Source organism: Paenibacillus xylanilyticus (assembly GCF_013359935.1).
In the GTDB taxonomy this organism is placed as follows: domain Bacteria; phylum Bacillota; class Bacilli; order Paenibacillales; family Paenibacillaceae; genus Paenibacillus; species Paenibacillus xylanilyticus.
Genome location: NZ_JABMCB010000149.1, coordinates 78,633 through 101,434 on the forward strand (window position 1 = coordinate 78,633; position 22,802 = coordinate 101,434).

General features: G+C 48.7%; 18 protein-coding genes. 4 read left to right on the forward strand and 14 right to left on the reverse strand.

Going from position 1 to position 22,802, the window contains the following annotated elements:
• Positions 1 to 65: 65 nt before the first annotated feature.
• The 13 genes from HP552_RS04560 to HP552_RS04620 all read right to left on the reverse strand — a co-directional run bounded on the left by HP552_RS04560 (position 66) and on the right by HP552_RS04620 (position 17,421).
• Positions 66 to 323, reverse strand: coding sequence for a DUF8617 domain-containing protein (locus HP552_RS04560; protein WP_175394432.1), 258 nt, complete (start codon positions 321 to 323; stop codon positions 66 to 68).
• Between the two features lie 3 nt (positions 324 to 326).
• Positions 327 to 758: a hypothetical protein gene (locus HP552_RS04565; RefSeq protein WP_175394433.1), complete on the reverse strand. Its 432-nt coding sequence runs from the start codon at positions 756 to 758 to the stop codon at positions 327 to 329.
• Between the two features lie 48 nt (positions 759 to 806).
• Positions 807 to 1,109, reverse strand: coding sequence for a hypothetical protein (locus tag HP552_RS04570; RefSeq protein ID WP_246310755.1), 303 nt, complete (start codon positions 1,107 to 1,109; stop codon positions 807 to 809).
• Between the two features lie 9 nt (positions 1,110 to 1,118).
• Positions 1,119 to 1,394, reverse strand: coding sequence for a hypothetical protein (locus HP552_RS04575; protein WP_175394434.1), 276 nt, complete (start codon positions 1,392 to 1,394; stop codon positions 1,119 to 1,121).
• Positions 1,395 to 1,639: 245 nt separating this feature from the next.
• Positions 1,640 to 3,820: a glycoside hydrolase family 88/105 protein gene (locus HP552_RS04580; protein WP_312884204.1), complete on the reverse strand. Its 2,181-nt coding sequence runs from the start codon at positions 3,818 to 3,820 to the stop codon at positions 1,640 to 1,642.
• 56 nt (positions 3,821 to 3,876) lie between these two features.
• Complete coding sequence (locus HP552_RS04585) at positions 3,877 to 4,698, reverse strand: polysaccharide deacetylase family protein (RefSeq protein ID WP_175394435.1); 822 nt, start codon at positions 4,696 to 4,698, stop codon at positions 3,877 to 3,879.
• Positions 4,699 to 4,785: 87 nt separating this feature from the next.
• Complete coding sequence (locus tag HP552_RS04590; protein ID WP_175394436.1) at positions 4,786 to 6,072, reverse strand: Gfo/Idh/MocA family protein; 1,287 nt, start codon at positions 6,070 to 6,072, stop codon at positions 4,786 to 4,788.
• A 28-nt stretch (positions 6,073 to 6,100) separates the two neighbouring features.
• Positions 6,101 to 7,723, reverse strand: a complete 1,623-nt coding sequence (locus HP552_RS04595) for a glycoside hydrolase family 43 protein (RefSeq protein WP_175394437.1) — start codon at positions 7,721 to 7,723, stop codon at positions 6,101 to 6,103.
• Between the two features lie 17 nt (positions 7,724 to 7,740).
• On the reverse strand, positions 7,741 to 11,082 hold the full coding sequence (locus HP552_RS04600; protein WP_175394438.1) for a glycosyl hydrolase: 3,342 nt from the start codon (positions 11,080 to 11,082) through the stop codon (positions 7,741 to 7,743).
• A gap of 210 nt (positions 11,083 to 11,292) precedes the next feature.
• On the reverse strand, positions 11,293 to 12,801 hold the full coding sequence (locus HP552_RS04605; RefSeq protein WP_175394439.1) for an extracellular solute-binding protein: 1,509 nt from the start codon (positions 12,799 to 12,801) through the stop codon (positions 11,293 to 11,295).
• An 18-nt stretch (positions 12,802 to 12,819) separates the two neighbouring features.
• The gene (locus tag HP552_RS04610; protein ID WP_175394440.1) at positions 12,820 to 13,707 is read right to left on the reverse strand and encodes a carbohydrate ABC transporter permease; all 888 of its coding nucleotides are present in this window, start codon (positions 13,705 to 13,707) and stop codon (positions 12,820 to 12,822) included.
• Between the two features lie 47 nt (positions 13,708 to 13,754).
• Complete coding sequence (locus HP552_RS04615; protein ID WP_175394452.1) at positions 13,755 to 14,684, reverse strand: ABC transporter permease; 930 nt, start codon at positions 14,682 to 14,684, stop codon at positions 13,755 to 13,757.
• A gap of 331 nt (positions 14,685 to 15,015) precedes the next feature.
• A complete protein-coding gene (locus HP552_RS04620) occupies positions 15,016 to 17,421 on the reverse strand; it encodes an AraC family transcriptional regulator (RefSeq protein ID WP_175394441.1) in 2,406 nt (801 codons plus the stop codon).
• A gap of 227 nt (positions 17,422 to 17,648) precedes the next feature.
• Here HP552_RS04620 and HP552_RS04625 point away from each other — a divergent pair, with 227 nt between their 5' ends.
• Positions 17,649 to 19,004 (forward strand): dipeptidase, encoded by a 1,356-nt coding sequence (locus HP552_RS04625; RefSeq protein WP_175394442.1) that lies wholly within the window; start codon positions 17,649 to 17,651, stop codon positions 19,002 to 19,004.
• A 591-nt stretch (positions 19,005 to 19,595) separates the two neighbouring features.
• Here the strand turns inward: HP552_RS04625 and HP552_RS04630 are convergent.
• On the reverse strand, positions 19,596 to 19,967 hold the full coding sequence (locus HP552_RS04630) for a hypothetical protein (RefSeq protein ID WP_175394443.1): 372 nt from the start codon (positions 19,965 to 19,967) through the stop codon (positions 19,596 to 19,598).
• 219 nt (positions 19,968 to 20,186) lie between these two features.
• On the opposite strand from HP552_RS04630, the gene HP552_RS04635 reads away from it, so the two are divergent.
• The 3 genes from HP552_RS04635 to HP552_RS04645 all read left to right on the forward strand — a co-directional run.
• Positions 20,187 to 20,915, forward strand: a complete 729-nt coding sequence (locus HP552_RS04635) for a glycosyltransferase family 2 protein (protein ID WP_175394444.1) — start codon at positions 20,187 to 20,189, stop codon at positions 20,913 to 20,915.
• A 123-nt stretch (positions 20,916 to 21,038) separates the two neighbouring features.
• A complete protein-coding gene (locus HP552_RS04640) occupies positions 21,039 to 21,392 on the forward strand; it encodes a hypothetical protein (RefSeq protein WP_175394445.1) in 354 nt (117 codons plus the stop codon).
• A 415-nt stretch (positions 21,393 to 21,807) separates the two neighbouring features.
• On the forward strand, positions 21,808 to 22,802 hold a 995-nt coding region (locus tag HP552_RS04645; RefSeq protein WP_217506309.1), incomplete at its 3' end, for a hypothetical protein.

Below are 22,802 nucleotides of genomic sequence, written 5' to 3' on the forward strand. Positions count from 1 at the left end.
GTAGCTTAGGATCGTATGTTAGTATCTAACTAAAGGTTTATGTCATACAAGGTCACTTACCTTATTTAATTTAGAGTACTAAGATCGCCCTTTTCTAAAATATAGGTTCTTACTACTTTATTTCCATCGAAAACATAAATCCTTTCACAACTATTACATCTCCAAACATCATAACGAGGGAACGATATAGAAATTGGATCAATTAAGTCGCCTTGATTAATAATGTCGTCCCATTCCTTATCTGTGTATACTGTCAACTCAACGTCATTCGGGGCTTTTGAATTTGATAGTGTTACACCACATTTGCATTGAAATCTAGCCATACATCATTCCTCCTGAACTTTAAACATGTTCTTCGTAAGAAATGTACTCAAGTAATCGGCCAAATACGGGTACCAATTTATATCCGTTATTTTGTTGTAACTTTCTACATCAAGGACTTTTCGATTGATATCAGGACTCATTATTGTGGTGCCGTTCTCTCTAATTAAAAATGTGCCCCCTATACTAGTATCTTTCCAGGTCATTGCCACCCCAATTAATTCTCCTTCGTTATCCTTTATAGCTAATATCTTATATAACTCTTCTACAGGAATACATTCGTGCTGCCAATCAAAGTCATCCACGTCCCCAACTGGTAGAAAAGTTACTTTTCCATGATCGTTATAAGACCAACCGAATTCTTCTAGTTTGCGAAGAATAGTCATTCTTGAGATTGGCTTTGATAAGGTTACCTCAATAGATGCTGAAACGGACATGCATACTCCCCTTCCAGAGGCTAATATTTAAATTTTCTTGAAACCAAATCAATCTTTATATTTTTCTGGTAAACACTTCTTATTGATGACCGTTTTAATTAAATTCTTTAAATCATCATAATAAGAAACTAATTCAACTCGGTTTTCACATCCGGTAAGTTCGTAAAGTTGTTCCTCAGAACAATGGTTTAAGACAAATTCAATACAATCTGCATAAACCATTAATTCGCCCTCTGACAATCTTAGGTCAAACAAAGTGACACTTGCTATTTCGTCCTGTTTTAATACCTCCACCCACATAATCACAGAATATCGCCCATACCACAAAGAATCAATAAAAGCACCAATCAATAATACATGCTACTCGTTCAAATAAAATTTTTTTAGATCATGACGCAACTGACAGATTAGTTGATCTTCACCTAATGAAATAGGATATATATCACCATCCTCAAACATATTCTTTACTGCCTCATCATAACTACTTGCAAATTCAATGACATAAGAATTTAGACCTTCAACAAAGGTTATTTTGTAATAAATACCATCACGTAATAACAATGGGGTGCCACTTACATAAACCTTCTCAAAATTCAACTCTTGAATTAGAGACTCAATCTTCTCCTTTAGTTCCATAAATTCACCCTTAAAATTGATTATTCAACCTTTCACCAACATTTCCAAGCCTAAGGCACAAGCTTCAATCCACTTGTTGCTCTTCCAATTAGATATATTTTATAACTTAATATCGAAAGTCTCTCAATGTGTTTTAAATATTTTTACTCAGTTGATTTTTTTTATTAAAGAAAAGAAAAGACTATTTCAGGCCGTATCCCCTAAAATAGTCCGCTATCACTTTGTATGATGATTGGATAATTCCTTCAGGCTTTCTGCATCGTATCTTCTTGTTCAGCAACATTCATCTGGCTCAGCTGCTGGTTCATCTTATGCGCTTCAATACCTGCCAACAACACTATTCCAATGCCATGGGTATCGTTCAGAACCCACCCCAGATCGTCCCGATAATAGAGTGCAGTAAAAGAGTAACCCGATCCACGGCATACGCCGTACACATTGCCTTCATGATCAATGGACAGTCGGGTCAGGCCTTCCCATCCTTTGCGTACAGCTTCCAGATAGAGTGCAGGCGTCTCAAGCCAGCCCTCCCGAATTCCCCGGGCATAGGCGTAGATGAACATCGACGTGCACGACGTTTCCTCATATGAATCCGGGCGATTCAACACCTGATGCCACAGGCCATTTTCACCTTGCAGCGCCAAATACCCCTGACATAGCTCCCGGTAGAAACTCAGCAGTTCCGACCGCCGGGCATGATCCTCCGGCAAAATGCTTAACAATTCGGTAAGTGAAAAAAGGACCCAGCCGTTTCCGCGCCCCCACGGAATGCCTGTCGCCCGGCCACGGACAAAATCATACACATGGGACATGATCTGCTGCTCAGGAAGGTAAAGATATTTACGGAACAGCAGAAACTGGTTGACCGCATCATCCCAATACGCCGTGTTACCCGTCAATTGACCATAACGCATCAGGAATGGTGTGCTCATGTACAGATCATCACACCACATCGTTTCGTGACGCATCTCGCCGCTGCCACGGACACGATTAAATGCTCCATCCTCCAGACGTTCCTGCTCATCCGTGATGTAACTGGCAATGCGATCCGCCGTATCTCTGCCCCCGCGAATGTCACCCAGTTCCATCGCAGCCAGCAATGTCGATCCGAACGAACCGCAATCGTCCAGACTGTCAATTGCCGACAATTGGTTATTAATCCCCGCTGCACCGTATGTTTCCCGATCCCATAGACCATAACGGTCGAACGAAGTACTCAAACCGATATGATCCCGGACATACTGGACAACATCGTCACGACCCAGCTCCTGTCCAATGCGTAAAAGTCCAAGCAGGGTAACCCCTAACGGGTAATTCCATTTTCCGTAATGTGTATTTTCCAGATAGGGACGAACGCTGGTCTCTGGCTGATCGGCATGCCAGTAAACGCCTTTCGAGCCATCATCAAAAACAGTATCCGTCACAGTAATATCTGTAGGTACCGGCTCAGAGCCTGGTGCAAATCTTCCGGTATACAGCCATACGTCCGAACTGCCGGCAACGGGATGTGGAGGTCTTAACCTCCAGCCTTCTGATCCGGAGGCCTTCGCAGAATCCAGCGTGAATCCCCAGCGACTCTCCCCACCCTTGATTTCACCTCGTGCCACCAGATCGGAAGAACCATAACGGCGCGGCAGTTCCACGCGGAAATCTCCACTTTTGCGAGCAGAGTACACTTCTTTGCCGTCTACATACAAAGACAGAGCCCCCGCATGCTGCCCTTCCAAAACCACAGGAGACGATCCCGGCAATGTTACATCTAGCTTGGTCCACGCATAGGATACGGCTGCTTGGTCTGTACCATAGATCCTGGCGAAAGAACCCGCGTCCTGCTCTTCTTCTGTCCATTCTCTCCGAGGATACCAGGAAAGTTCTGTTTCTTCTTCGGTCATCCCGTCACGGGGAAGTGAAGTTACAGGTTCATCGAGAGGCTCCGAATACAGCCAGCCCTCCTGACCTTGCCGATCCACACCAGGAGTGAGGAAGTGGAGAGGGAAGTTTTTGAAGGAAGCGGTACCATAAATACCGCCGAACCCAACCTCTGTTTTTACAAAGCAAAGCAAAACATCATTCCAGCCGTACTTTACGGAAATGGGGATCTGAGTTCTTCGCTCGGGAAATAACTCCTGCAGCAGCTCGGATTTAAAAATCTCTTCCCCGTTCACATAGATCGTTACCGGACTGTAGCAGTTCAGACCTGTATTCAACGTAGCCTCCTGCTGGCTCCATAACTTGCCCCATACGTATACGTACTGCCCTGCACGTGCCTCAGACCACTTGTCGTCCAGATTCAGATCGTAACGATAATCCCCAAGTCGGCGGAACCCGCCCCGGTGGTATGCTCTGAATAAAAATGAATGTTTGGGATGATCGCCAATATATCGCTGGGCAACCGTCGTCAAAATATCCGGAATTGATTGATACACCTTGCCTGCAATCGCCTCGTTTTCATGAAAATAACGAATGATCGTCAGCTCCCTTCCTATACCTTGATTGGTTCGGTTAATCGCAATGTCTCTCCGGCTCTCACTTCAACCACCTGCTGATCTGCCGTGAACCAGACGGATCTGGCCGACGGATTATGGATGATGGATCGGTCTGCTGAACATTCCAGTCGTTTGACCGCTTTCCAATAGGCAATAACTTCGATATTCGTCGCGTACCATATGTCATCCCTGCCGCCAATCTGTTCACCAAATCGTTCCATGATGTCCCAGTTGTCGTTATCATTGAACTCATAACTGTGTCCCCAAACATAGAGCAGGAGCGGTGTACCTGTTTTGGAATGCTGGATAAAACGCTCGGCATGCGCCGCCAGATCGTTCTTATGATGACAGGTCGGATGCCATTCGAGCGGACGCTCAGGCAGCGTATATCTGCCGTGGGATTCAACTGTTCGGGCGTAGTCAAGGCCTAGCCACTCCAGTTTGGTACTAAGTGAACGATCGTACCCTCCATTGGGATAAGCCATTCCCCTCACCGGATAACCGACAAGCTGCTCCAGTGCTCGGCGATCTTCCATAATTTCTTCGTTCAACAGCTCATCTGGTACATAAGACAATGTAGGATGAGTAACCGTATGCACAGCCACCTCATGCCCGGCGTACAGTTCAGCCACTTCCTCCCGCTCAATTCGCCCAGGTTTTCCGAGTGTACCAGAGTTTAGATTAAATGTACCTCGCAGTCCGTAACGATTAAAAATTTCAACCAGCCTGCGGTCATGGATCACACCGTCGTCATAACTGAGCGTCAGTGCCTTCATCACGCCGCCAGGATATCGATCAAACTGAATGCGATTCCCCATTTTGTACCTCCTCCTCACACTTTTCTTCCACCGTTTTCCTGTCACTTCTTTATTGGGTATATGAAAAGTTCGCCTATTTATATAAAACTAAAACTTCACCAAATCTTCGATTCGGACAGGCAGTCCGGTTTTGATCGCCCGGTTGGCGGCAATGCCTGTCAGAATGGAGCGGGCTCCATCCACATGGTTCGCAGCACGGTTGAACTGGTCAGGCACCGGATCACCGAAGATGTCATTCAGCAGCACCGGATCACCTCCGCCATGACCGCCTTCTCCTTCTTCCACCCGGACCTCGTAAGGTGCGTCGAACATGGGGTACACGGTAATGCTGCGGCCTTTGAGTGCCCCTTCTTTGGCCCGGTCTCCTCCTGCGTTCACGTAGGATTGCTCCACAATATTCATCTCAATCCGGCCCTTGCTGCCGTTAAAGGCGATGCGGTACCCTTCCCACGGCATGTACGCGTTGAGCGAATAGGTGAGGACAGCCTTATTTTTGTAACGTACCAATACACCGAGTGTATCTTCGATGCTGATTCCGTCACCAAACACGTTCTGATCCCGCTGGTAACCATCCTCGTGCTCTGCATCCAGATACATGGCCTTCAATTGCTCGTTCTGATCCAGATGCAGTGCAAAATGATCGTTCTCCGCCTGCGGGTTTCCCGTAGCGCGTGCATAGTTGTGTTTCTCTCCGCGGCGCTCTGCATTCTCTCTGCCATAGAACAGCAAGTCACCGTAAGCAAATACACTTTCCGGCTGTGAACCAATCCAGAAGTTGACCAGATCGAAGTGGTGGGTCGATTTGTGCACGAGCAGACCGCCGCTGTTACGTTTGTCCCGATGCCATCTGCGGAAATAGTCCGCACCGTGGCGCGTATTGAGCAGCCATTCAAAATGTACGGAGTGAATATCGCCGATCACGCCGTTCATGATCAATTCACGTGCTTTCGTGTGATGCGGAGCATACCGATAGTTGAAGGTCACGCGCACATCTCGCCCAGTACGTTTAACCGTGTCCAAAATCTCCTGGCATTTCTCCTCGTCTACCGTCATGGGTTTCTCTGTGATGACATTACAGCCAAGCTCCATTGCCTTGATAATATAATGATGATGCGTGCGGTCGACGGAGGTGACAATGACAGTATCCGGTTTGTGTTCTGCAATCATTTCTTCGAAACGATCAGCCGTGTACGTTGGAAGTTCATGATAGCCGCAATCCTGCGTTAATATCTTGTTGGCATAATCCATACGGGTTTGATTGGTGTCACAGAGGGCCAGCAGTTCGGAACGATCCTTGTATTCCTTTGCCAGTGCTGTATAAAAAAATCCTGCCCGTCCGCCTGTCCCTACAATTGCATACGTTTTTTTGCTCATATCCCGTCTCTCCTTTGAAAAATGGTATTTATAGAAGATGATTGATTTCCTTCACATCGAAATATCGAAAAACACCCTGACCTTCACTATTCGTAGATCGTGTGTTCACAGCAAAAACGCCCATCTTCGCTCCCACCCAAAGTGCAGTTGTCGCGGTAAATGGTGACCCAATCGGCTGGAAGTCTGCCCCGTCTTCACTCCAGCTAAACTGGCAGCGGGCAGGTTCCTCCAGCGTAAGACGGAGATGAATGGTCCAACCGATTTCCTGTGAACCATGGTCACTCCAGTCCAACCCGGTTTCTTCCCATTCATCCGCATGCACATGGTTGTCTGGCTGCTTGGCTCCGCGGCTCAGGGACAACCTTGCAGCTCCAGATTCAGTCTTAGTCAGACATAAACACGCATATTGATCACCAAACACGAGAAGCCCCGCTCGATCACCCTCCTCCTTCGGCAAGAACGTCAGCTTGGTTGTTGCTTCAAAGGCAGAAGCGGGAAATTTCTGCATAAGCAGCTGCGGAACACCGAACAGGGATTGTATGCCTTCCGGGTAAGGATGCATATGTAAAACAAGTCCCTTGTCCGGAGCGACTTCAGCCCATTCGGGACGAGAGTTCGCCTGCCATTGCCATTGAATCCCCATGCGCTCCCTTTGGAAATCATCTGAGACATCTGGCACCATAACAGGGTAGGTTGCACCTACATCCGGTTTCGTGTACACGTTAACAGGCTCACCGGTCCCAGTTCCTTCACGGTCAATGCCAATGACAGGCCATCCGTCTTCGTTCCAGCTCATCGGCTGCAAATGAACAATTCGGCCATAAGCGTCCCGATCCTGAAAATGAATAAACCATGACTCTCCAGATTCCAGTTCCACGTATCCTCCCTGGTGAGGGCCATTAACAGTGGAGGCACCCTGATGCATCACAATCCGGTCCTCATAAGGTCCAAACACCTGCTTCGAACGCAACACAGTCTGCCATCCTGGCTTTACGCCCCCCGCTGGGGCAAAGATGTAATAGTACCCTTCCCGCTTGTAAAACTTCGGACCCTCAATCGTGGGGTGATGCGCTGTACCGTCAAAAACAATCTGGCCTTCATCGAGCAGCCTGCTTCCATCCGGAGCCATGCGGCATACCTTTATTTTGCTTTTTATGCCGGAACGGCTGTGGGCAAAGGCATGAACCAAATAGGCTTGACCGTCATCATCCCAGAACGGACAGGGATCGATCCAACCCTTTACCTCATGAACCAGATGGAGAGGGGACCATTCATCCTCTGGGTGATCAGCCGTTGTCATGAAGATGCCTTCATCCGGTGTGCTGAAGAATATCCAGTACTTCCCATCATGGTATCGGATACTGGGTGCCCATACACCCTTGCCATGAAGCGGCACATCATATCCAGGGAGATCCAGACGTTCAATCGCATATCGTACAAGTTTCCAGTTCACCAAATCTTTGGAATGCAGGATTGGCAGCCCCGGTATATGAGAGAAGCTCGAAGCCGTCATATAAAAATCATCACCGACACGAATGACGTCAGGATCTGAATAATCCGCATGCAGAATGGGGTTGCGATACGTTCCATCTCCCTGATCCGCGACCCAGATGGGAGTCTTTCTTTCCTGTCCTGATTGGGTTGTACTCATATGCTCCTCCTTCAAATTCATTCTTTAGCGGGTCCAAGACCAGTCTCATGCAAACTGTGGCTATCTGAATCAAAATAGGTACCTTCCAGCAGACCAATTAACGTATTGGTGATCCGCACTTCAATTTCATTGTCCCCTGGACGAAGCCAGGAAGTTTCTCCGCTCCAGCGATACGGAGACCAGCATCGCACGCCAAGGCTATGCCCGTTGACCAATACCTCCGTCACATCCTGCACCCGCCATTCACTGAATTCGAGCTCAAAGTCATCGGTATCAGCATCAGGCTGATCCAGCCAAAAGCTGCGTTTATAGCTCGTTTCTCCTGCAAAATGCGGATACAGCGGCTGAGGCTCTGGTGCGATCCGTACAGCTGTACCTGGTTCATGTACTAACGAGACCATGCCTTCATGATGAAACTCCACGCCAAACCGTCCCTGCAAATACAGCGGATCAATGATCCCTTCCTCATCCTTCGTGACCTGCACCGTTATCGTTAGTTCATTCAAGCCCGTGCGAAGAAACTCCGTGATATCACACCCAATGTTGGTGTAATCCGTAATCTCCATGGACTTGAATCGATCTGGCCCAATAGGCTCGCCGTTGATCTCCATGGTCCAGGTCCCGGCAATCGCTGCCCGGTCCATAAATATCATGCAAACGGGCAATGCTGTTCTCAGCTCAAAAGCAGTCGTATACCGGCATTGGATAGGATAGGCAATAACCGCTTTTTTCGGCGTACCAAATACCTGGTTGAACTGAAGAGGCAGGTGATGCTGCTTCGACAATTCAGCTGCCTGATCGATAAAGGGTTTGGCTGCTGCATGCTTGCTTTCCAAAATGACTCCATTGTCATTCATTGCCGTGAGATGGAACTGTCCTATCCGAAGTGTGTTAGGCTGAACGGTTTCCAGCCGCCACGGCCCTTCCGTAGGTATTATCATGGGACCTGATGGTTTCTCCGCAGCAGCTGATGTCGATCGTTCAGCTACTCCGGCCTTGCCCACGGTACCCGAAAGGTCTCCAGCGGTCTCTACTGCCTGTAAAGTCAGCCGCACAGCATGGGATTCATACCCGGCAAACCGGAGGGAGATGCACCATTCTCCACCGCTGCTGGTTAGCGGCAAGACTACTCGCTCTCCTGTCTCCAGGTTAAGCCGCTCTGCCAGCAGGCGTTGTCCCGTTGAGAGATCCGAACCCGTCCATAACCGCTTGGCAATGACTTTTAATTGACCCTCCAGTTGCCGGTCCTCCTGGTTGGATAGGAAGACCATATATTCTCCATCCGACAATTGACGGGTTTGCATCAGCAAGGATGCACTCTCTTCTTCCATGATCCAGCAAATCGGCTCCGGCAGCACCTGATCCAGCAGCAGTGAAATCAGTTCAAGTGATGAATCATCCCCGCGACCGCTACCCACCGGAAGAAAGTAGGCCTCTCCCTCTCCTTGCTGCCACATCAGCTGACTGCTGGCTTGTCTAGTCTCGCCGGCATGGCCCCAGTACTCTTCCTCTGGTTTCTCACCCGCACCGAAGAACTGTGCTGCTTCATCTCCTTCCGGACTTCCCTCCTGAATGGAGATGTGCGGAGGCATGCCAACCGAAATGACCGTTCCTCCTTGTTCAACAAACCGTTTAACCTGCTTCCATGCAGCAGCCTCCAGGTTCAGCATCGGCGGAAGGATGAGCACCTCGTACCTGGCAACGCCAATTTGAATCGTTCCATCGGCGAGTACGGACTCAGCCAGCAGCTCGGGATCAAGATGGTCGTAGTCACGTCTGTTTTCGAGCAGGTGCACACCGATTCTCATCCAGTCGTTCGTAAGCCTCTCCAGTCTTGCCCGCTCCGCTGCATCCTCACCGCTGTATTCAAACCCATGCAGCGGATTACCCATCAGGCTCCAGAATGTGGTCGTCGGGTCAAGTACAGCAATCCGGATATCGGCTGTCCCTGTGCTCATCAGATAACTTATTCGCCCCGTATAATCGCCAAGCTGGCGGAAATGCTTCCAATACGGATTCTGGAGAAACTGGGACGGTGGGGCATCATGCTTCGTTAACCCGCCAATCGTATAGAAAAAAGCGTGAAAATTATAAAAGTTTGTGCCCATGGCTGCCATGCGGTCAATCATCCATTTGGCATCCTGCAGCGTCATCGACCAACCGACACTATGAAAACACTCAATCAGATTGCGGCTGCGTCCCAGCTGTCTGGCCAGTGAGCTGACCATTTTGGGATTGTCACGCATTCGTTTGCCGTACCGTTCCAGAATCCAGGACAGGGGGCGCCCGATCTTCTCGTGTGCAGAGTCTCCGCCAGGCATATGGCTGAACAACTGGGTAGTCATCCGTACACCAGGGACCTCTGCGGCATACTGAATTCCTGCTCCCTCACACCAGTCATGAACCTGTTTATGATACGACTCCCTCAGAAGCAGATGCAGCGATTGATAGTAGTCATACCGAATCCGGGCCGAATCCGGCACATCGCCATATAAAAGGGCCGGCAGCGAATCAATGAGACTATATCCGCAGCGTTCGCGGAAATATGCCGGCAGCTGCGGAGACCAGGGAATACGTCCGAGCGGCGCAATTTCATCGGAAAACATCCCTTTGATAACGCTGTCAAAATGAGTTCCAACAGCTGCTGCATATCGGTCATGTGTCAGTTCAATAAAACGGCTCATCGCTTCCCTGTGGCACGGGTCAACAAAATTGCCGTAATATTTGAAATCACTCATTTCCTCTTCCTGGAACAGGATAATATCCCATTCCCCTGCCGGGGCATCCCATACCAGGCGAAAAGCTGTCCGATATGTAAAAAAGCGCTTGCGGTTATACGAGGTCAGACCTGTCTCCTGATATACCTGATCCGTCTGGATATTGCCGATTTTATGGCGCAAATCGATAGACTCATTCCATAACCGGTTACCCTCTGCGTCTCTCGGAATGGCTTTGGCCAACAAAATTCGTCCCCAAGGCAGCTCATGTTCCACAACCTCTCCGTCTTGAACATGAATCTGCTGATGTACAAGCTGGCGCTGCTTGGCTTCAGGGAAATCAAGCGTGACCTCCCCTCCTGCCATTCCGCTAGGATATGGGTATTCGTCATAAAGCCATACTTGCATGCCACAGGCCTCGGCTGCTTCCACTGCAATCCGGACCTTGTCAAACCATGCGTCAGACAGATAGGGTATCTGCAGCCCCTGACGCGGACAGATGAAAAAACCGCCTACGCCCTGTGCTGCCATCTCATTCACTTGCCGTTTGATCTGACCTTCTTCCATATCCCCATTCCAAAACCAGAAGGGGTGAATCCGGTACTGCGCGGCGGGATTAACAAATGCCTCCCCGTTCCACATGTCGCTTTCCTCCCCTATAAAATAGAGTCCTCATTGACTACTAATATGGTTCATTTGTGTTTAATTAGGTTTGTTTGGCTATGATTATACCTCAAAAAGGGGTGTTAGGGAGCCTTGAATTACAAAATGTTTTATAAAATTGATATACATGGAAATACCCGGCAGCAACTGTTGTACTGTAAGCACGGCTGTCGGGCTCTGGAATTGGTTTTACTTCAGTGCAGCGTACAGTTCATTTACTTCTTTGACATAGTCATCACCACCGCTGCTCTTCCACAGTGCTACCGCATCCTGGAATCCTTTCTCATCAATCTGCCCCACGATGAATTTGATACGTGCATCGTTAATGATGTTGTCCAGCTGCGGTCCTTTCTGTGCATAAACGTCGGAAATCAGCGGCTCACCCGGATTGGGAACAACGATTTCCTCGTTGGCCTTCTGAATTTCGGCTACCTTCTCCCGAACCGGTGTCGGCTGAATGCGGAAGGCGCGGTCTTCAGGAAGAAACATCAGCATTTGATTTAATCCCTGCAGATCGCGCAGAGCAAGCTTGTCGGTGGTCGGAACGACATAGTCCCCTTTTTTCTCATATTGCTTACCTTCGAGACCGTTGGACAGCAGTGCTTGCAGTTCCGGTTCGTTCAATTGATCCAGGAAGCTGAGTACCTTTTTCAGGTCATCTTCCGTTTTCACACCGCTTTTGGAGACGGCAATCATACCGGAGTAGCCTGAGGTTGGCATGTCACGCAGTCCCTTTGGTCCTTCCATCGCTTGAAGTACATCAACTCGCCCGGTTGCCGACGGGTCTTTCTCCAATATTTTCTGGTCCATCCGCTGTGCGTTATCCGCTACATCGATCATGACACCCGCTTGCCCGTTGACAAACGGATCAGGCAATTTGGTCGCATCCATCACGGCAAAGTCCTTATTCACCAATCCTTCGCTGTAGATCTGTCGGAAAAATTTCAGTGCTTCCATATACTCGGGAGTTTCGTGAGCCGGAATCAAATTGCCGCTGCCATCATCCCCCCATTTGTTGGGTGCACCAAACCAGATTTGCATATTGTCCCAAGGTCCGTTAAATTTGCTCGCAACCAAGCCGTACGTATCGTCCTTGCCGTTGCCGTCCGGATCATCTGTAGTGAACGCTTTCAGCACATTATAAAATTCTTCCAAATTTTTGGGTGCTTCCAGACCCAGATTTTCCAGCCAATCCTTCCGGATCGTGACCCCGTTACGCCCCAGCGGCCTTCCTCGATAGATACCGTACGTTTTGCCATCAATGGAAGCATTGTTCGTAATAATTTCATTCATCTGGCTTAAATTTGGATAGTCTTTCAGATAAGGTCCCAGTTCCCAGAAGGCCCCTGTACGTGAAGCGTTAATGAAGCTTGGCGACTTGCCAAGCACGACCATCACGTCCGGCAGTTTGCCTGAAGCCAGGGTGATATTGAATTTATCCTCATACGAGCTGCTCGGCACCCATTGCAGATTCACATCCACTTTGGTCAACTCCTCAAGCTTCTGAATCACCGGGCTGTTTTCAGGCGGATTCTCGGCTTCAAAATTCGGAAGCATAATTGTAATCTGATCAGTTCCACCTGCAGCCGCTTCTCCCGAATCGGTTTTGCCTGTGGAACAAGCCCCCAGAATCGTGCTCAGTAACAATGTTGCAGAAAGTACTAGTGCAGCTTTTTGGATTCCCGCTTTTTGTCCCATACGTTCTCCCCCTTGGCTTTAGCCTTTGATTGAACCTAGCATGACACCTTTGGCAAAATGCTTTTGCAAAAACGGATACACCAGCAAAATCGGAATGGTACCTACAACGATCACTGCCATTTTAATGGACTGTTCTGGTGGCTGTACAAAATTGGGGTCCATATTGGCCATATCCCCAACACTTGCCTGCGAGAGCAGAACGATCTGCCTCAGCATCACCTGCAGTGGCCATTTGTCACTGTCGGAAATATACAGGAGGGCCGAGAAAAAGTTATTCCAGTGCCCTACGGCATAAAATAACGCAAACGTGGCAATCACCGGTTTGGATAATGGCAGGACAATTCGCCATAGTACCCCCAGATCCGAACAGCCGTCGATGCGGGCCGCTTCCTCCAGCCCGGGCGGCATTTGCTGAAAAAAGTTTTTGACAACTATTAAATTAAAAGCGCTGATTGCGCCAGGAAGCATAAGGGCCCAGTACGAATCGAGCAGTCCAAGTCCGCGAATGACGAGATATGTCGGGATCATTCCGCCACCAAACAACATGGAGAAGATCACCATGTTCATCATGACGTTGCGGCCCCAGAAATCGCTTCTGGATAGCGGATAAGCCATCGTCAGCGTGAAGAACAGATTGACCAGCGTCCCCGCTACCGTCACAAAAACGGAAACGCCGATGCTGCGAAAGATCGTGGACGAGGAAAAAATATACTCATACGCGCTGAAGGAGAACACTTTCGGAATGAGAAAGAAACTGCGTTCCGTAATCTCGGCTTCGGTCGCGAAGGAATTCCCTATAATGTACAGGAAAGGAAGGACAGTCAGTATGCCCAGAATACCCAGCATAACGTAGTTGAACATATCAAATACTTTGCCGGCAGGGCTGTTGTATAGACGGCTGTTCATGGGCGCTCCTCCTTATGAATGGATGTAAAATTTCTGGAAAGTCGCTTTTAATAAATCCCGGGGTGACCAAATTTTTTGGCAAGTTTATTGCTGCCGAGCACCAGAATGATACCTACGACCGATTTGAATAATCCTACCGCGGTGCTGTAGCTGAATGCTCCTTGCGTAATCCCCACCGTATAGACATACGTATCGAATACATCTGCCACATCCCGGTTGAGCGAGTTGGTCATCAGATAGATCTGTTCAAAGCCCGTATCCAAAAAGTTCCCCAGTCTGAGAATGAGCAGGATAACAATGGTTGTGCGAATCGCTGGCAGTGTAATGTGCCACATTCGGCGCAATCGTCCCGCACCATCCACAATGGAAGCTTCATATTGCTCCGTGTCCACGCCTGCGAGGGCTGCCAGGAAAATGATCGTTCCCCAGCCCATCTCTTTCCACATCATCTGAATGATAATGAGCGGACGGAACGAACCCGGACTGGATAATACATCAATAGGCTTGCCTGTAATCCAGGCGATCAGGTCGTACAGTACCCCGCCCTGAGGGGTCAGGAACACGTAAGTGATACTGGCGATAATAACCATCGATACAAAGTGGGGCACATAGACCAGCGTCTGAAGCGTTCTTTTGAAGAATGCGACCCTGATTTCATTCAATAATAAGGCGATAATAATCGGAGCCGGGAAAAAGAAAATCAGATCATACACAGCCAGGACCAGCGTATTACGAAGCAATCGAAAGAAATCCGGATTGGAGAAGAAGGTTGTAAAGTTCTCCATGCCCACCCATTCACTGTTCCGAATGCCGAGAAAAGGCTGATAATCCTGAAAGGCGATGACGATTCCCCACATGGGCAAATATTTAAAGATAACAAAGTACAGAAAACCGGGAAGCACAAGCACATACAGCCATTTGTTTCGTTTAATCTGCCTCTTCCAGTTGGACTCCCGCTTCATCGGCATGGCAGCCATTTCCGCCTGAGCTGCTGCAGCGGTATTCCCATTCCATTTGGTCTTCCCGTTCATAATCTCTCCCCTCCCCCATTTATGTAAGCGTTATCAATCAACTTGATATTCAGACTATACAGCCACCCTGTTTCCGGCAACCTTCATTTTTTGCTGATATGCAGTATGAGGCTAGAAATCCCGCTATGACGCCATTTCCGCTTGGATTTGCACATATGTACAGAAGACGGTATTGCACATTTTTGCAGCTTTATCCTTCTTTGTTTTTCGTCATTCACACAGAAAACCGGAATCCTATGGAGCGGATCCCGGTGAAATAGAAAGGGTGTGAACACGGTTATTTGCCAAACCACAGATCCCGATACTGGCTTGGCGTTATACCCTCCTGTTTTTTGAAAATGCGATTAAAATAGCTGTGCTGATAGCCAACGGCAGCTGCGATGTCATTGATCTTCATCGTTGTCTCACGCAGCAGCTGCTTGGCTGCCTCCATCCTTACTTTGGTCAAATAATCAATAAAGTTCATGCCAGATACCTGTTTAAAAGCTTTGCTGAGTGCATAGGGTGTCATCTGTTCCGCATCTGCGCAGCCCTCCAGGGAAATTTCGCTTCTATAGTGTTCATCCATATACAGCATTGTGCGTTCCACGATCTGCTTGAGCGGTTCCTGGGATCGCATTTCGATCTCCTGCACGTAAGGTTGCAGCACCTCAGCCATCATCCATTGCTTCATCTGTGCAGGTTCCCGGATCGCAGACAACCGCTCGTACATATTGCAGCCCCCAAACAGCTTGTAGGGCGTTACTCCCGTCTGCAGCATCATATGCTGCACACTTCCCAGCAATTGAAGCATCATCTGCTGCACCTGGAACTCGGTACTGCCCGTCCAGGTAACCTCGCTCATAAATAGGTCCATCACCCGTTCAGCTTCCTCTGGCTTGCCCAGCCTGATCGCCTGAATCAACTCGCGTTCCAGTCCCAGTGGATAAGCAGCTTCTTCCGCTCTGCGGAAACATTGCTCATCTTCCAGATCGAGAATCTGACTTCCCTCCTCTATGCTGCGATAAGCAACCGCCTGTTCCATTTCTACAAAGATGCCAGGCAATTCATGCAAGGAATCAGCCGGCCGACTGATCATGATCGTGACATTCATTTTGAGTGTTCGCCCAATAACCTCTACCAGCTCCTCTCCCCAGAGCAATGCCTGTGGCTTCAGCTGTTCATCCTTCGGTGCAATAACGAGCATGGCTGAAGAGAGGTCATGAAAGTTCATGACACTAATCTGCCCGAAGTAACTTTCAGCGACTTCCTCGATAATGTTTACCGCTGCAAATGTCACCAGACCGGTATCCTGGCTTCCAAATCGGCCCTGCAGCCGGGCGTAGCCCGTAAAGTACATCTGCAGCAGAAGAAACTGCTGCCCCTCCACTTCGAATCCCAGATTTTTCATTCGCTTCTGGAGATCTTGCTCGTTGTAGGCATATAAATGACCTTGAACCAGCTGCAGTACAAAGCTGTCACGCAAATGCGGGAGCTGCTCCTGCAATTGGCGGTGTGCAGTGATACTCTGGGAAGTGAGCTCATTCCACTGCTGCTCCAGCAGCTGGAATTCGTCCAGCTTCGGATGGGTCTGCGCTTCATGTTTGCCTGGTGTCAGAAGATGCAGCATTCTGGCAACCGGAGAGTAGATGCGGCGTGAAGCAAGCCAGGATAACATGAGTCCAAGCAAAAGGCTGCCTGCGCTTGCAATGACGATGATTTTGGATACCAGTTTCACTGGTGATGTGACAGATGTTAATGGTGCAGCAGAGACATAGGTCCACTCCGAATCAATCCGGCTCAATGAACCGTACGATACGGAGTAAGTCTGATCCTCATATTTGAACAAAAAGGATGTGCTGTCCTCATGAAGTGCAACCTCTTTCTTGAGCTGCTGTTCAAAAGCAGCATTCTGCTGACTCCCGCCCGGATTACCGGTGACCAGTGTATTTTTTTCCTGATCCATTAGAAAAGTTAATCCTTCATCATATGGAGTAAGCGTTTTCAACAAGCTGGCGACTTTCTCATTGTCCAAGGTAATGATCAGTGCACCGAAAGGATTATTGTTTTCGCCAGGGATCTTATGTACAAGAACCAGCGCATTGCTTGCATCGGTATGCAGCAGGCTGTTCTCTGTGGAACCTGTAGGTTCACTGCTTATGCTGGATACCCAGTCTGTCCAATACACGTGATTACCCATCGATAGATAACGGTCATATGCTTGTATTTTGGCATCATCTTTTAACTCATTATATTCCCGGTTAAACAGGATTGGTTTCGGTTCCTGCAAATACAGCTGCGCAGACTTGATCAGGGGATGTGACCCTTCCAACACATAAAGTGTGGTTACGATCTCCTGTGTTTCATTAAAATAATATACAAAGTCCAGCGTTCGCAGTACATTGCCAAACCTCGGTTCAAAAGCCCAATGCGACAAGGTCATCTCCAGATAGGCCAGTTGGTCGTCCACATTGCGTGCCCGGTTCTCGATCTGGTTCTGATGCATGCGATTGAATTCATTTTCCATTCTGCCAACGACCAGTTGATACATCACGATACCTGTAATCAGTCCGGGAATGCTGGCAATGAGCAAAATAATGATCAGACTGTTCCGGTAAAAACGCCCCTTTTGGCGTCCAGGCGTGAACCCGGGCAAACGTATAAGCCGGCCCGTAGGTTTTTCTCTTTTAGCCGTTTCCATCATCGCTCACCTGCCTGCTTGCATGTGATCTGTCTGTCATGGGACTCCCTCAACTCCCCTGCTGATTGGTTTTCATGAGAAAATATGGATGAAATCCGTTTCCTGTATTATACGCTCAATTTCCGGTGGAATGAAACGGTACGTAGCCGATCATTTTTTAACCAATGTTTTATTAAGATGGCAAAATGGATTACAATAGGATAAAGCAAAACATGAAGGAGGCCCTTTTAATGAAAGAACAGACTTATTTTCAGGAACATAGAGAAAAACATCTGGCAGAACTGAACGAATGGTTGTCCATTCCAAGTATCTCGGCCATTTCGGCTCATAAAGAGGACATCAACCGTGCAGCTCAGTGGGCGGCGGATGCACTGACTCGTGCCGGCATGGAAAATGTAGAGGTTATTCAAACGGCTGGACATCCGATCGTCTATGCAGATCACCTGCATGCCCCAGGAAAACCAACGGCCCTGATCTATGGGCACTATGACGTACAGCCTGTCGATCCGCTTAACCTGTGGGATACGCCTCCATTCGAACCTACGGTTCGTGACGGAAAACTGTTTGCACGCGGTGCGACGGATGACAAAGGACAGATCTTTTTACATATCAAGGCGGTTGAAGCACTGCTCGCCGAAAACAAGGAACTTCCGATTAACGTGAAGTTCTGTATCGAAGGTGAAGAAGAAATCTCCAGTCCGAACCTGCCGATCTATCTGAACGACAATACGGACAAGCTGCGTGCAGATATGGTATTGATCTCTGACACTTCCCTGCTCGAAAAAGGAAAACCGGCCATCTCCACAGGTCTGCGCGGCCTTTGCTCGCTCGAAGTGGATCTGAACACAGCCAATACGGACCTGCACTCCGGTTCTTTTGGTGGTGGTGTACCAAACGCACTGCATGCACTCGTTTCCCTGCTTGCTTCGCTGCATGATGAGCAAGGCCGCGTGAGCGTGGATGGTTTCTATGATGGCGTTCTGCCGCTGTCTGCTGAGATGAGAGAAGAGTTCGTGAAGCAGGGCTTCAATGAAGAACAGCTTCGCCAGGATCTCGGACTGGAGCAGTTGTACGGCGAAGAAGGCTACTCGTTCGTGGAACGTGTTGGCGCCCGTCCTACGCTCGAGCTGAATGGCGTATGGGGCGGCTTCCAGGGTGAGGGTACCAAAACGGTCATTCCAAAAGAGGCTCATGCCAAAATCACATGCCGCCTTGTTGCCGACCAAGACCCACAACAGGTGCTGGACCGCATTGAAGCACACTTGCGTGCCCATGTTCAGCCAGGTGCAACACTGCATGTGAAACAAATCGAGAAAGCTTTTGCGTTTAATACCGATCCTACGGATCCGATTCTGCAAAAAGCGGCTGATGCGTATGAGCAAGTGTATGGTGTTCGTGCCCTGTTTACCAAAGACGGCGGCTCCATTCCGATTGTGGAGAAACTGTCCCGTGTGCTTGGCGTACCAGCCGTCATGATGGGCTTTGGTTTGCCGGATGAGAACCTGCACGCACCGAATGAGCACTTCAACCTGGAGAACTTTGATAAAGGGTTGTTGACGATTGTTCAGTTTATGAAGAGCTTGTAAGTTGGAAGCTCATGTGAAAAATAAGTGCTGGGCAGTGTGCTGAAGTGGCCGTTTCGGTTCCGAATCGTTCTTTCGATCGCTGTTATCCCCGGATTTCTTTGATTCCCTTTTCCAAAGGGAGAAATCCCGGTGATAAAGGCGACCGCTCCGCTTCTCCAGAATCGATTTCGTTTCCTTCACTACTTTTCAGCATTTCCCGAACTGATTTTAAGATTGAGGCTATCTATACAAGTGGATAGTGGGTAAGTGAAATAAAAAGAGTGTCCCGTTTGATTTATGACGGGACACTCTTTTTGTCGTAAGAAATAATAGATCTAAGATAGAGGTTAATGTTAAATCTGACACTTGACCGTTTGACGAACAGATCGAGCGTTATTAAGCTGATTACCATGGGATCGGTGGTTTAATGAATCAGAGGCGCGTTATTCCTGGCTGTGGAAGTATTTCGAATAAGTAAACACTAAGATAATGTGACTGAAGTTCGTTAACTTTTGCATTCTGCATAAGTTCTCGCCATAAGGTGGTATGGATTCGTTAGGTGAAAAAACAAAGAGGCTTCCCTTCGGGGAAGTCTCTCTTGTTGTATGTCACTTATGTTCTAAACGTCGTGAAATTCAGCATATGCACAAGCTGCATCATGTGCGTAATTTCCTGCTGGACTTCGGAGGTGTCCGTACCTGCCATCGCCAGATTGGCCCGAAGCGTTCTACGGGTGTTTAGCATACCGTCGATTAATTTCATAACCGTGTTGCGACCACGGTGATCCACAATCATATACTTTTTGCGTGCATCCAGCTCCACCCATACGATATTGCTGAATGAGGTGAACAGATGTCTGCGGTACTGCTCCATATCGGTCTCATTGTAGTGCTCGCCATAAAAAGCGTAATACCCGTGTACGTGCAGCTTCTCCGCCAGCTCTGTGATGAACGGGTCGAATTCGAGCATAGCGTTACGTTCCATGTTTCACGCCTCCGTCATGCGTGATCCGCAGATCTCGTCTTTTTTGAGATCTATTTTAACATAGTCACTGGCATTTTGCGTAATGGCTATGATTCGGACAAAAATATAGGCTTCCATTGTTCTGTTCGAAACCACTCCCTTATGTTGAACGATGCACTTCTAATCGACATATAGTGTTCCAGCACATCCTATCTTTTTCGAATGGAAGGGAGAATACCGATGATTGTACACATCTACTGCATATGCTGGAATGAAGAAAAGATGCTACCGTTCTTTTTTCGCCACTATGATGACATCGCAGATCAATATTTCGTCTTCGACAACGGTTCAACCGATCAATCCCTCGCAATGTTGAAATCCCACCCCAAGGTGACTCTTGAACACTTTGATATCCAGGACAACTCGCTCATACGGTCCGCGCAGCATCTATTCAACCACTTCTGGAAAGCAAGCAGAGATAAGGCTGACTGGATTATTGTCTGCGACATCGATGAACATCTCTATCATCCAGACCTCCGACAATACCTCCAGCAATGTACCTCGCAAGGCATTACTCTAGTTGTTCCCCAAGGATATCAAATGGTATCTGATTCCTTTCCTGAAGACGGTGAAACGTTATGCCGATCTGTACGAACGGGAGTAAGGAGTACTCTGTTTGACAAACCCCAAATCCTTAATCCAAGTGCTATCCAAGAGATGAACTTCGGACCCGGGCGACATCAAGCTGCGCCTTTCGGAGAACTCGTCCGGCCTCACTCGAGTGAAGTACTGCTTCTGCACTACAAGTATCTGGGCATAGAATACCTGAGTTCGCGCTACTCCACTCTGAAGCAGGGACTTCGTGAAGATGACACTGCTAATCGCTGGGGTTTTCATTACCTATGGGATGAAGCGGAAAAACGCCGTCAATTCGAAGTTCTGAAGAACCAATCCGTAATTGTACTGTAACTCAATGGGTAGAAAAACTGTCATCGCCTTAAGGTACGGAATAGGATACAAAAGATTCCAGTATTACTCTCTTAATCTTCCAAGTTAACCCTGTTAAATCAAATAGAAAGGAGGTGATGCTCAATGGCTATTCTATCGTCAGGACCCATTGAAAATAATCTTGTTGCAGGCACAAGGCCGGTTCAGCAAATTACTATCATTTTAACCAACAGAGATGCAGCTAACTCCGCAACAGTTCTGATTCAGGGCTATTCTTTGCTCGGTGTACGAATGCTGTATGTGCTTGAGGAAATTTCGCTGGCACCCGAAGTGTTTATAACCAAAAATTATGCTGCAAATACGAATGAATACGAATTTGTATTTACGACAAGCGGGCCTGCCGAAGGTCTTGTTGAAATTTCGATGTGGGGTCAGGACGGTACGGGTAATCTTGTCAATGCACAGCGCATTGTCGCGGATGAACAGTTGGATAATTAAGGAAAAATCAGCAAATGAACTGAGGCAAACTTACAAACGCAACATATCATTGAATCATATCTTATAGAGAACTTGTTCTTTTCAGAACGATGTTCACAAACTTTTTTAAGGAGGTGTTTAGGTATGGCTGTTCTTTCAACCGGTCCCATTGCCAATGCTCCAGTTAACGGAGTGAGACCCACGCAGACTGTCACCGTTCTTATCGATAACCCTAACCAGGTAAGCTCCGCCAATGTATTGATCCAAGGCTACTTTCTGTCAGGCACCAGAATACTGTATGTACTGGAAAACAGATCACTCGCTCCCAATACAGATGTGAACCTCTCTTACTTCGCCAATCTCGATGCATTCGAGTATGTGTTTACGGTAACCGGTCCGGCAGAGAATGACATCCAGATCTCCGTTTGGGGCAAAAATGCAAGCGGACAATTGGTGCCAGCCCACCGTCTCGTGTCCGACGAGCTCCTGGGTTCCAGTGTTGGACCTCAGGGTACTCAGGGTACTCAAGGACCTCAAGGTACTCAGGGACCTCAGGGTACCCAAGGACCTCAGGGTACTCAAGGGCCTCAAGGTACTCAGGGACCTCAGGGTACTCAAGGGCCTCAAGGTACTCAGGGACCTCAGGGTACTCAAGGGCCTCAGGGTACTCAGGGACCTCAGGGCGTTCAAGGGGATCAAGGACCTCAAGGTGACCAAGGGCCTCAGGGCGACCAAGGACCTCAAGGTACCCAAGGACCTCAAGGCGACCAAGGGCCTCAGGGCGACCAAGGACCTCAAGGCGATCAAGGGCCTCAGGGCGACCAAGGACCTCAAGGTGACCAAGGACCTCAAGGCGATCAAGGGCCTCAGGGCGACCAAGGACCTCAGGGCGACCAAGGACCTCAGGGCGACCAAGGACCTCAGGGTGACCAAGGACCTCAAGGTGACCAAGGACCTCAGGGTGATCAAGGACCTCAGGGCGACCAAGGACCTCAAGGTGACCAAGGACCTCAGGGCGACCAAGGACCTCAGGGCGACCAAGGACCTCAAGGTACCCAAGGACCTCAGGGCGACCAAGGACCTCAAGGTACTCAAGGACCTCAGGGCGACCAAGGACCTCAAGGTACTCAAGGACCTCAGGGTGACCAAGGACCTCAAGGTACTCAAGGACCTCAAGGTACCCAAGGACCTCAGGGTGACCAAGGACCTCAAGGTGACCAAGGACCTCAGGGTGATCAAGGACCTCAGGGCGACCAAGGACCTCAAGGTACTCAAGGACCTCAAGGTACCCAAGGACCTCAGGGTGACCAAGGACCTCAAGGTACTCAAGGACCTCAGGGCGACCAAGGACCTCAAGGTACTCAAGGACCTCAGGGCGACCAAGGACCTCAAGGTACTCAAGGACCTCAGGGCGACCAAGGACCTCAAGGT

Bases quoted from the DNA above. Each gene is read 5' to 3' on its own strand.
- HP552_RS04560 (WP_175394432.1), bottom strand. From the start codon at position 323: ATGGCTAGATTTCAATGCAAATGTGGTGTAACACTATCAAATTCAAAA.
- HP552_RS04565 (WP_175394433.1), bottom strand. From the start codon at position 758: ATGTCCGTTTCAGCATCTATTGAGGTAACCTTATCAAAGCCAATCTCA.
- HP552_RS04575 (WP_175394434.1), bottom strand. From the start codon at position 1,394: ATGGAACTAAAGGAGAAGATTGAGTCTCTAATTCAAGAGTTGAATTTT.
- HP552_RS04585 (WP_175394435.1), bottom strand. From the start codon at position 4,698: ATGGGGAATCGCATTCAGTTTGATCGATATCCTGGCGGCGTGATGAAG.
- HP552_RS04590 (WP_175394436.1), bottom strand. From the start codon at position 6,072: ATGAGCAAAAAAACGTATGCAATTGTAGGGACAGGCGGACGGGCAGGA.
- HP552_RS04595 (WP_175394437.1), bottom strand. From the start codon at position 7,723: ATGAGTACAACCCAATCAGGACAGGAAAGAAAGACTCCCATCTGGGTC.
- HP552_RS04600 (WP_175394438.1), bottom strand. From the start codon at position 11,082: ATGTGGAACGGGGAGGCATTTGTTAATCCCGCCGCGCAGTACCGGATT.
- HP552_RS04605 (WP_175394439.1), bottom strand. From the start codon at position 12,801: ATGGGACAAAAAGCGGGAATCCAAAAAGCTGCACTAGTACTTTCTGCA.
- HP552_RS04610 (WP_175394440.1), bottom strand. From the start codon at position 13,707: ATGAACAGCCGTCTATACAACAGCCCTGCCGGCAAAGTATTTGATATG.
- HP552_RS04615 (WP_175394452.1), bottom strand. From the start codon at position 14,684: ATGGCTGCCATGCCGATGAAGCGGGAGTCCAACTGGAAGAGGCAGATT.
- HP552_RS04620 (WP_175394441.1), bottom strand. From the start codon at position 17,421: ATGATGGAAACGGCTAAAAGAGAAAAACCTACGGGCCGGCTTATACGT.
- HP552_RS04625 (WP_175394442.1), top strand. From the start codon at position 17,649: ATGAAAGAACAGACTTATTTTCAGGAACATAGAGAAAAACATCTGGCA.
- HP552_RS04630 (WP_175394443.1), bottom strand. From the start codon at position 19,967: ATGGAACGTAACGCTATGCTCGAATTCGACCCGTTCATCACAGAGCTG.
- HP552_RS04635 (WP_175394444.1), top strand. From the start codon at position 20,187: ATGATTGTACACATCTACTGCATATGCTGGAATGAAGAAAAGATGCTA.
- HP552_RS04640 (WP_175394445.1), top strand. From the start codon at position 21,039: ATGGCTATTCTATCGTCAGGACCCATTGAAAATAATCTTGTTGCAGGC.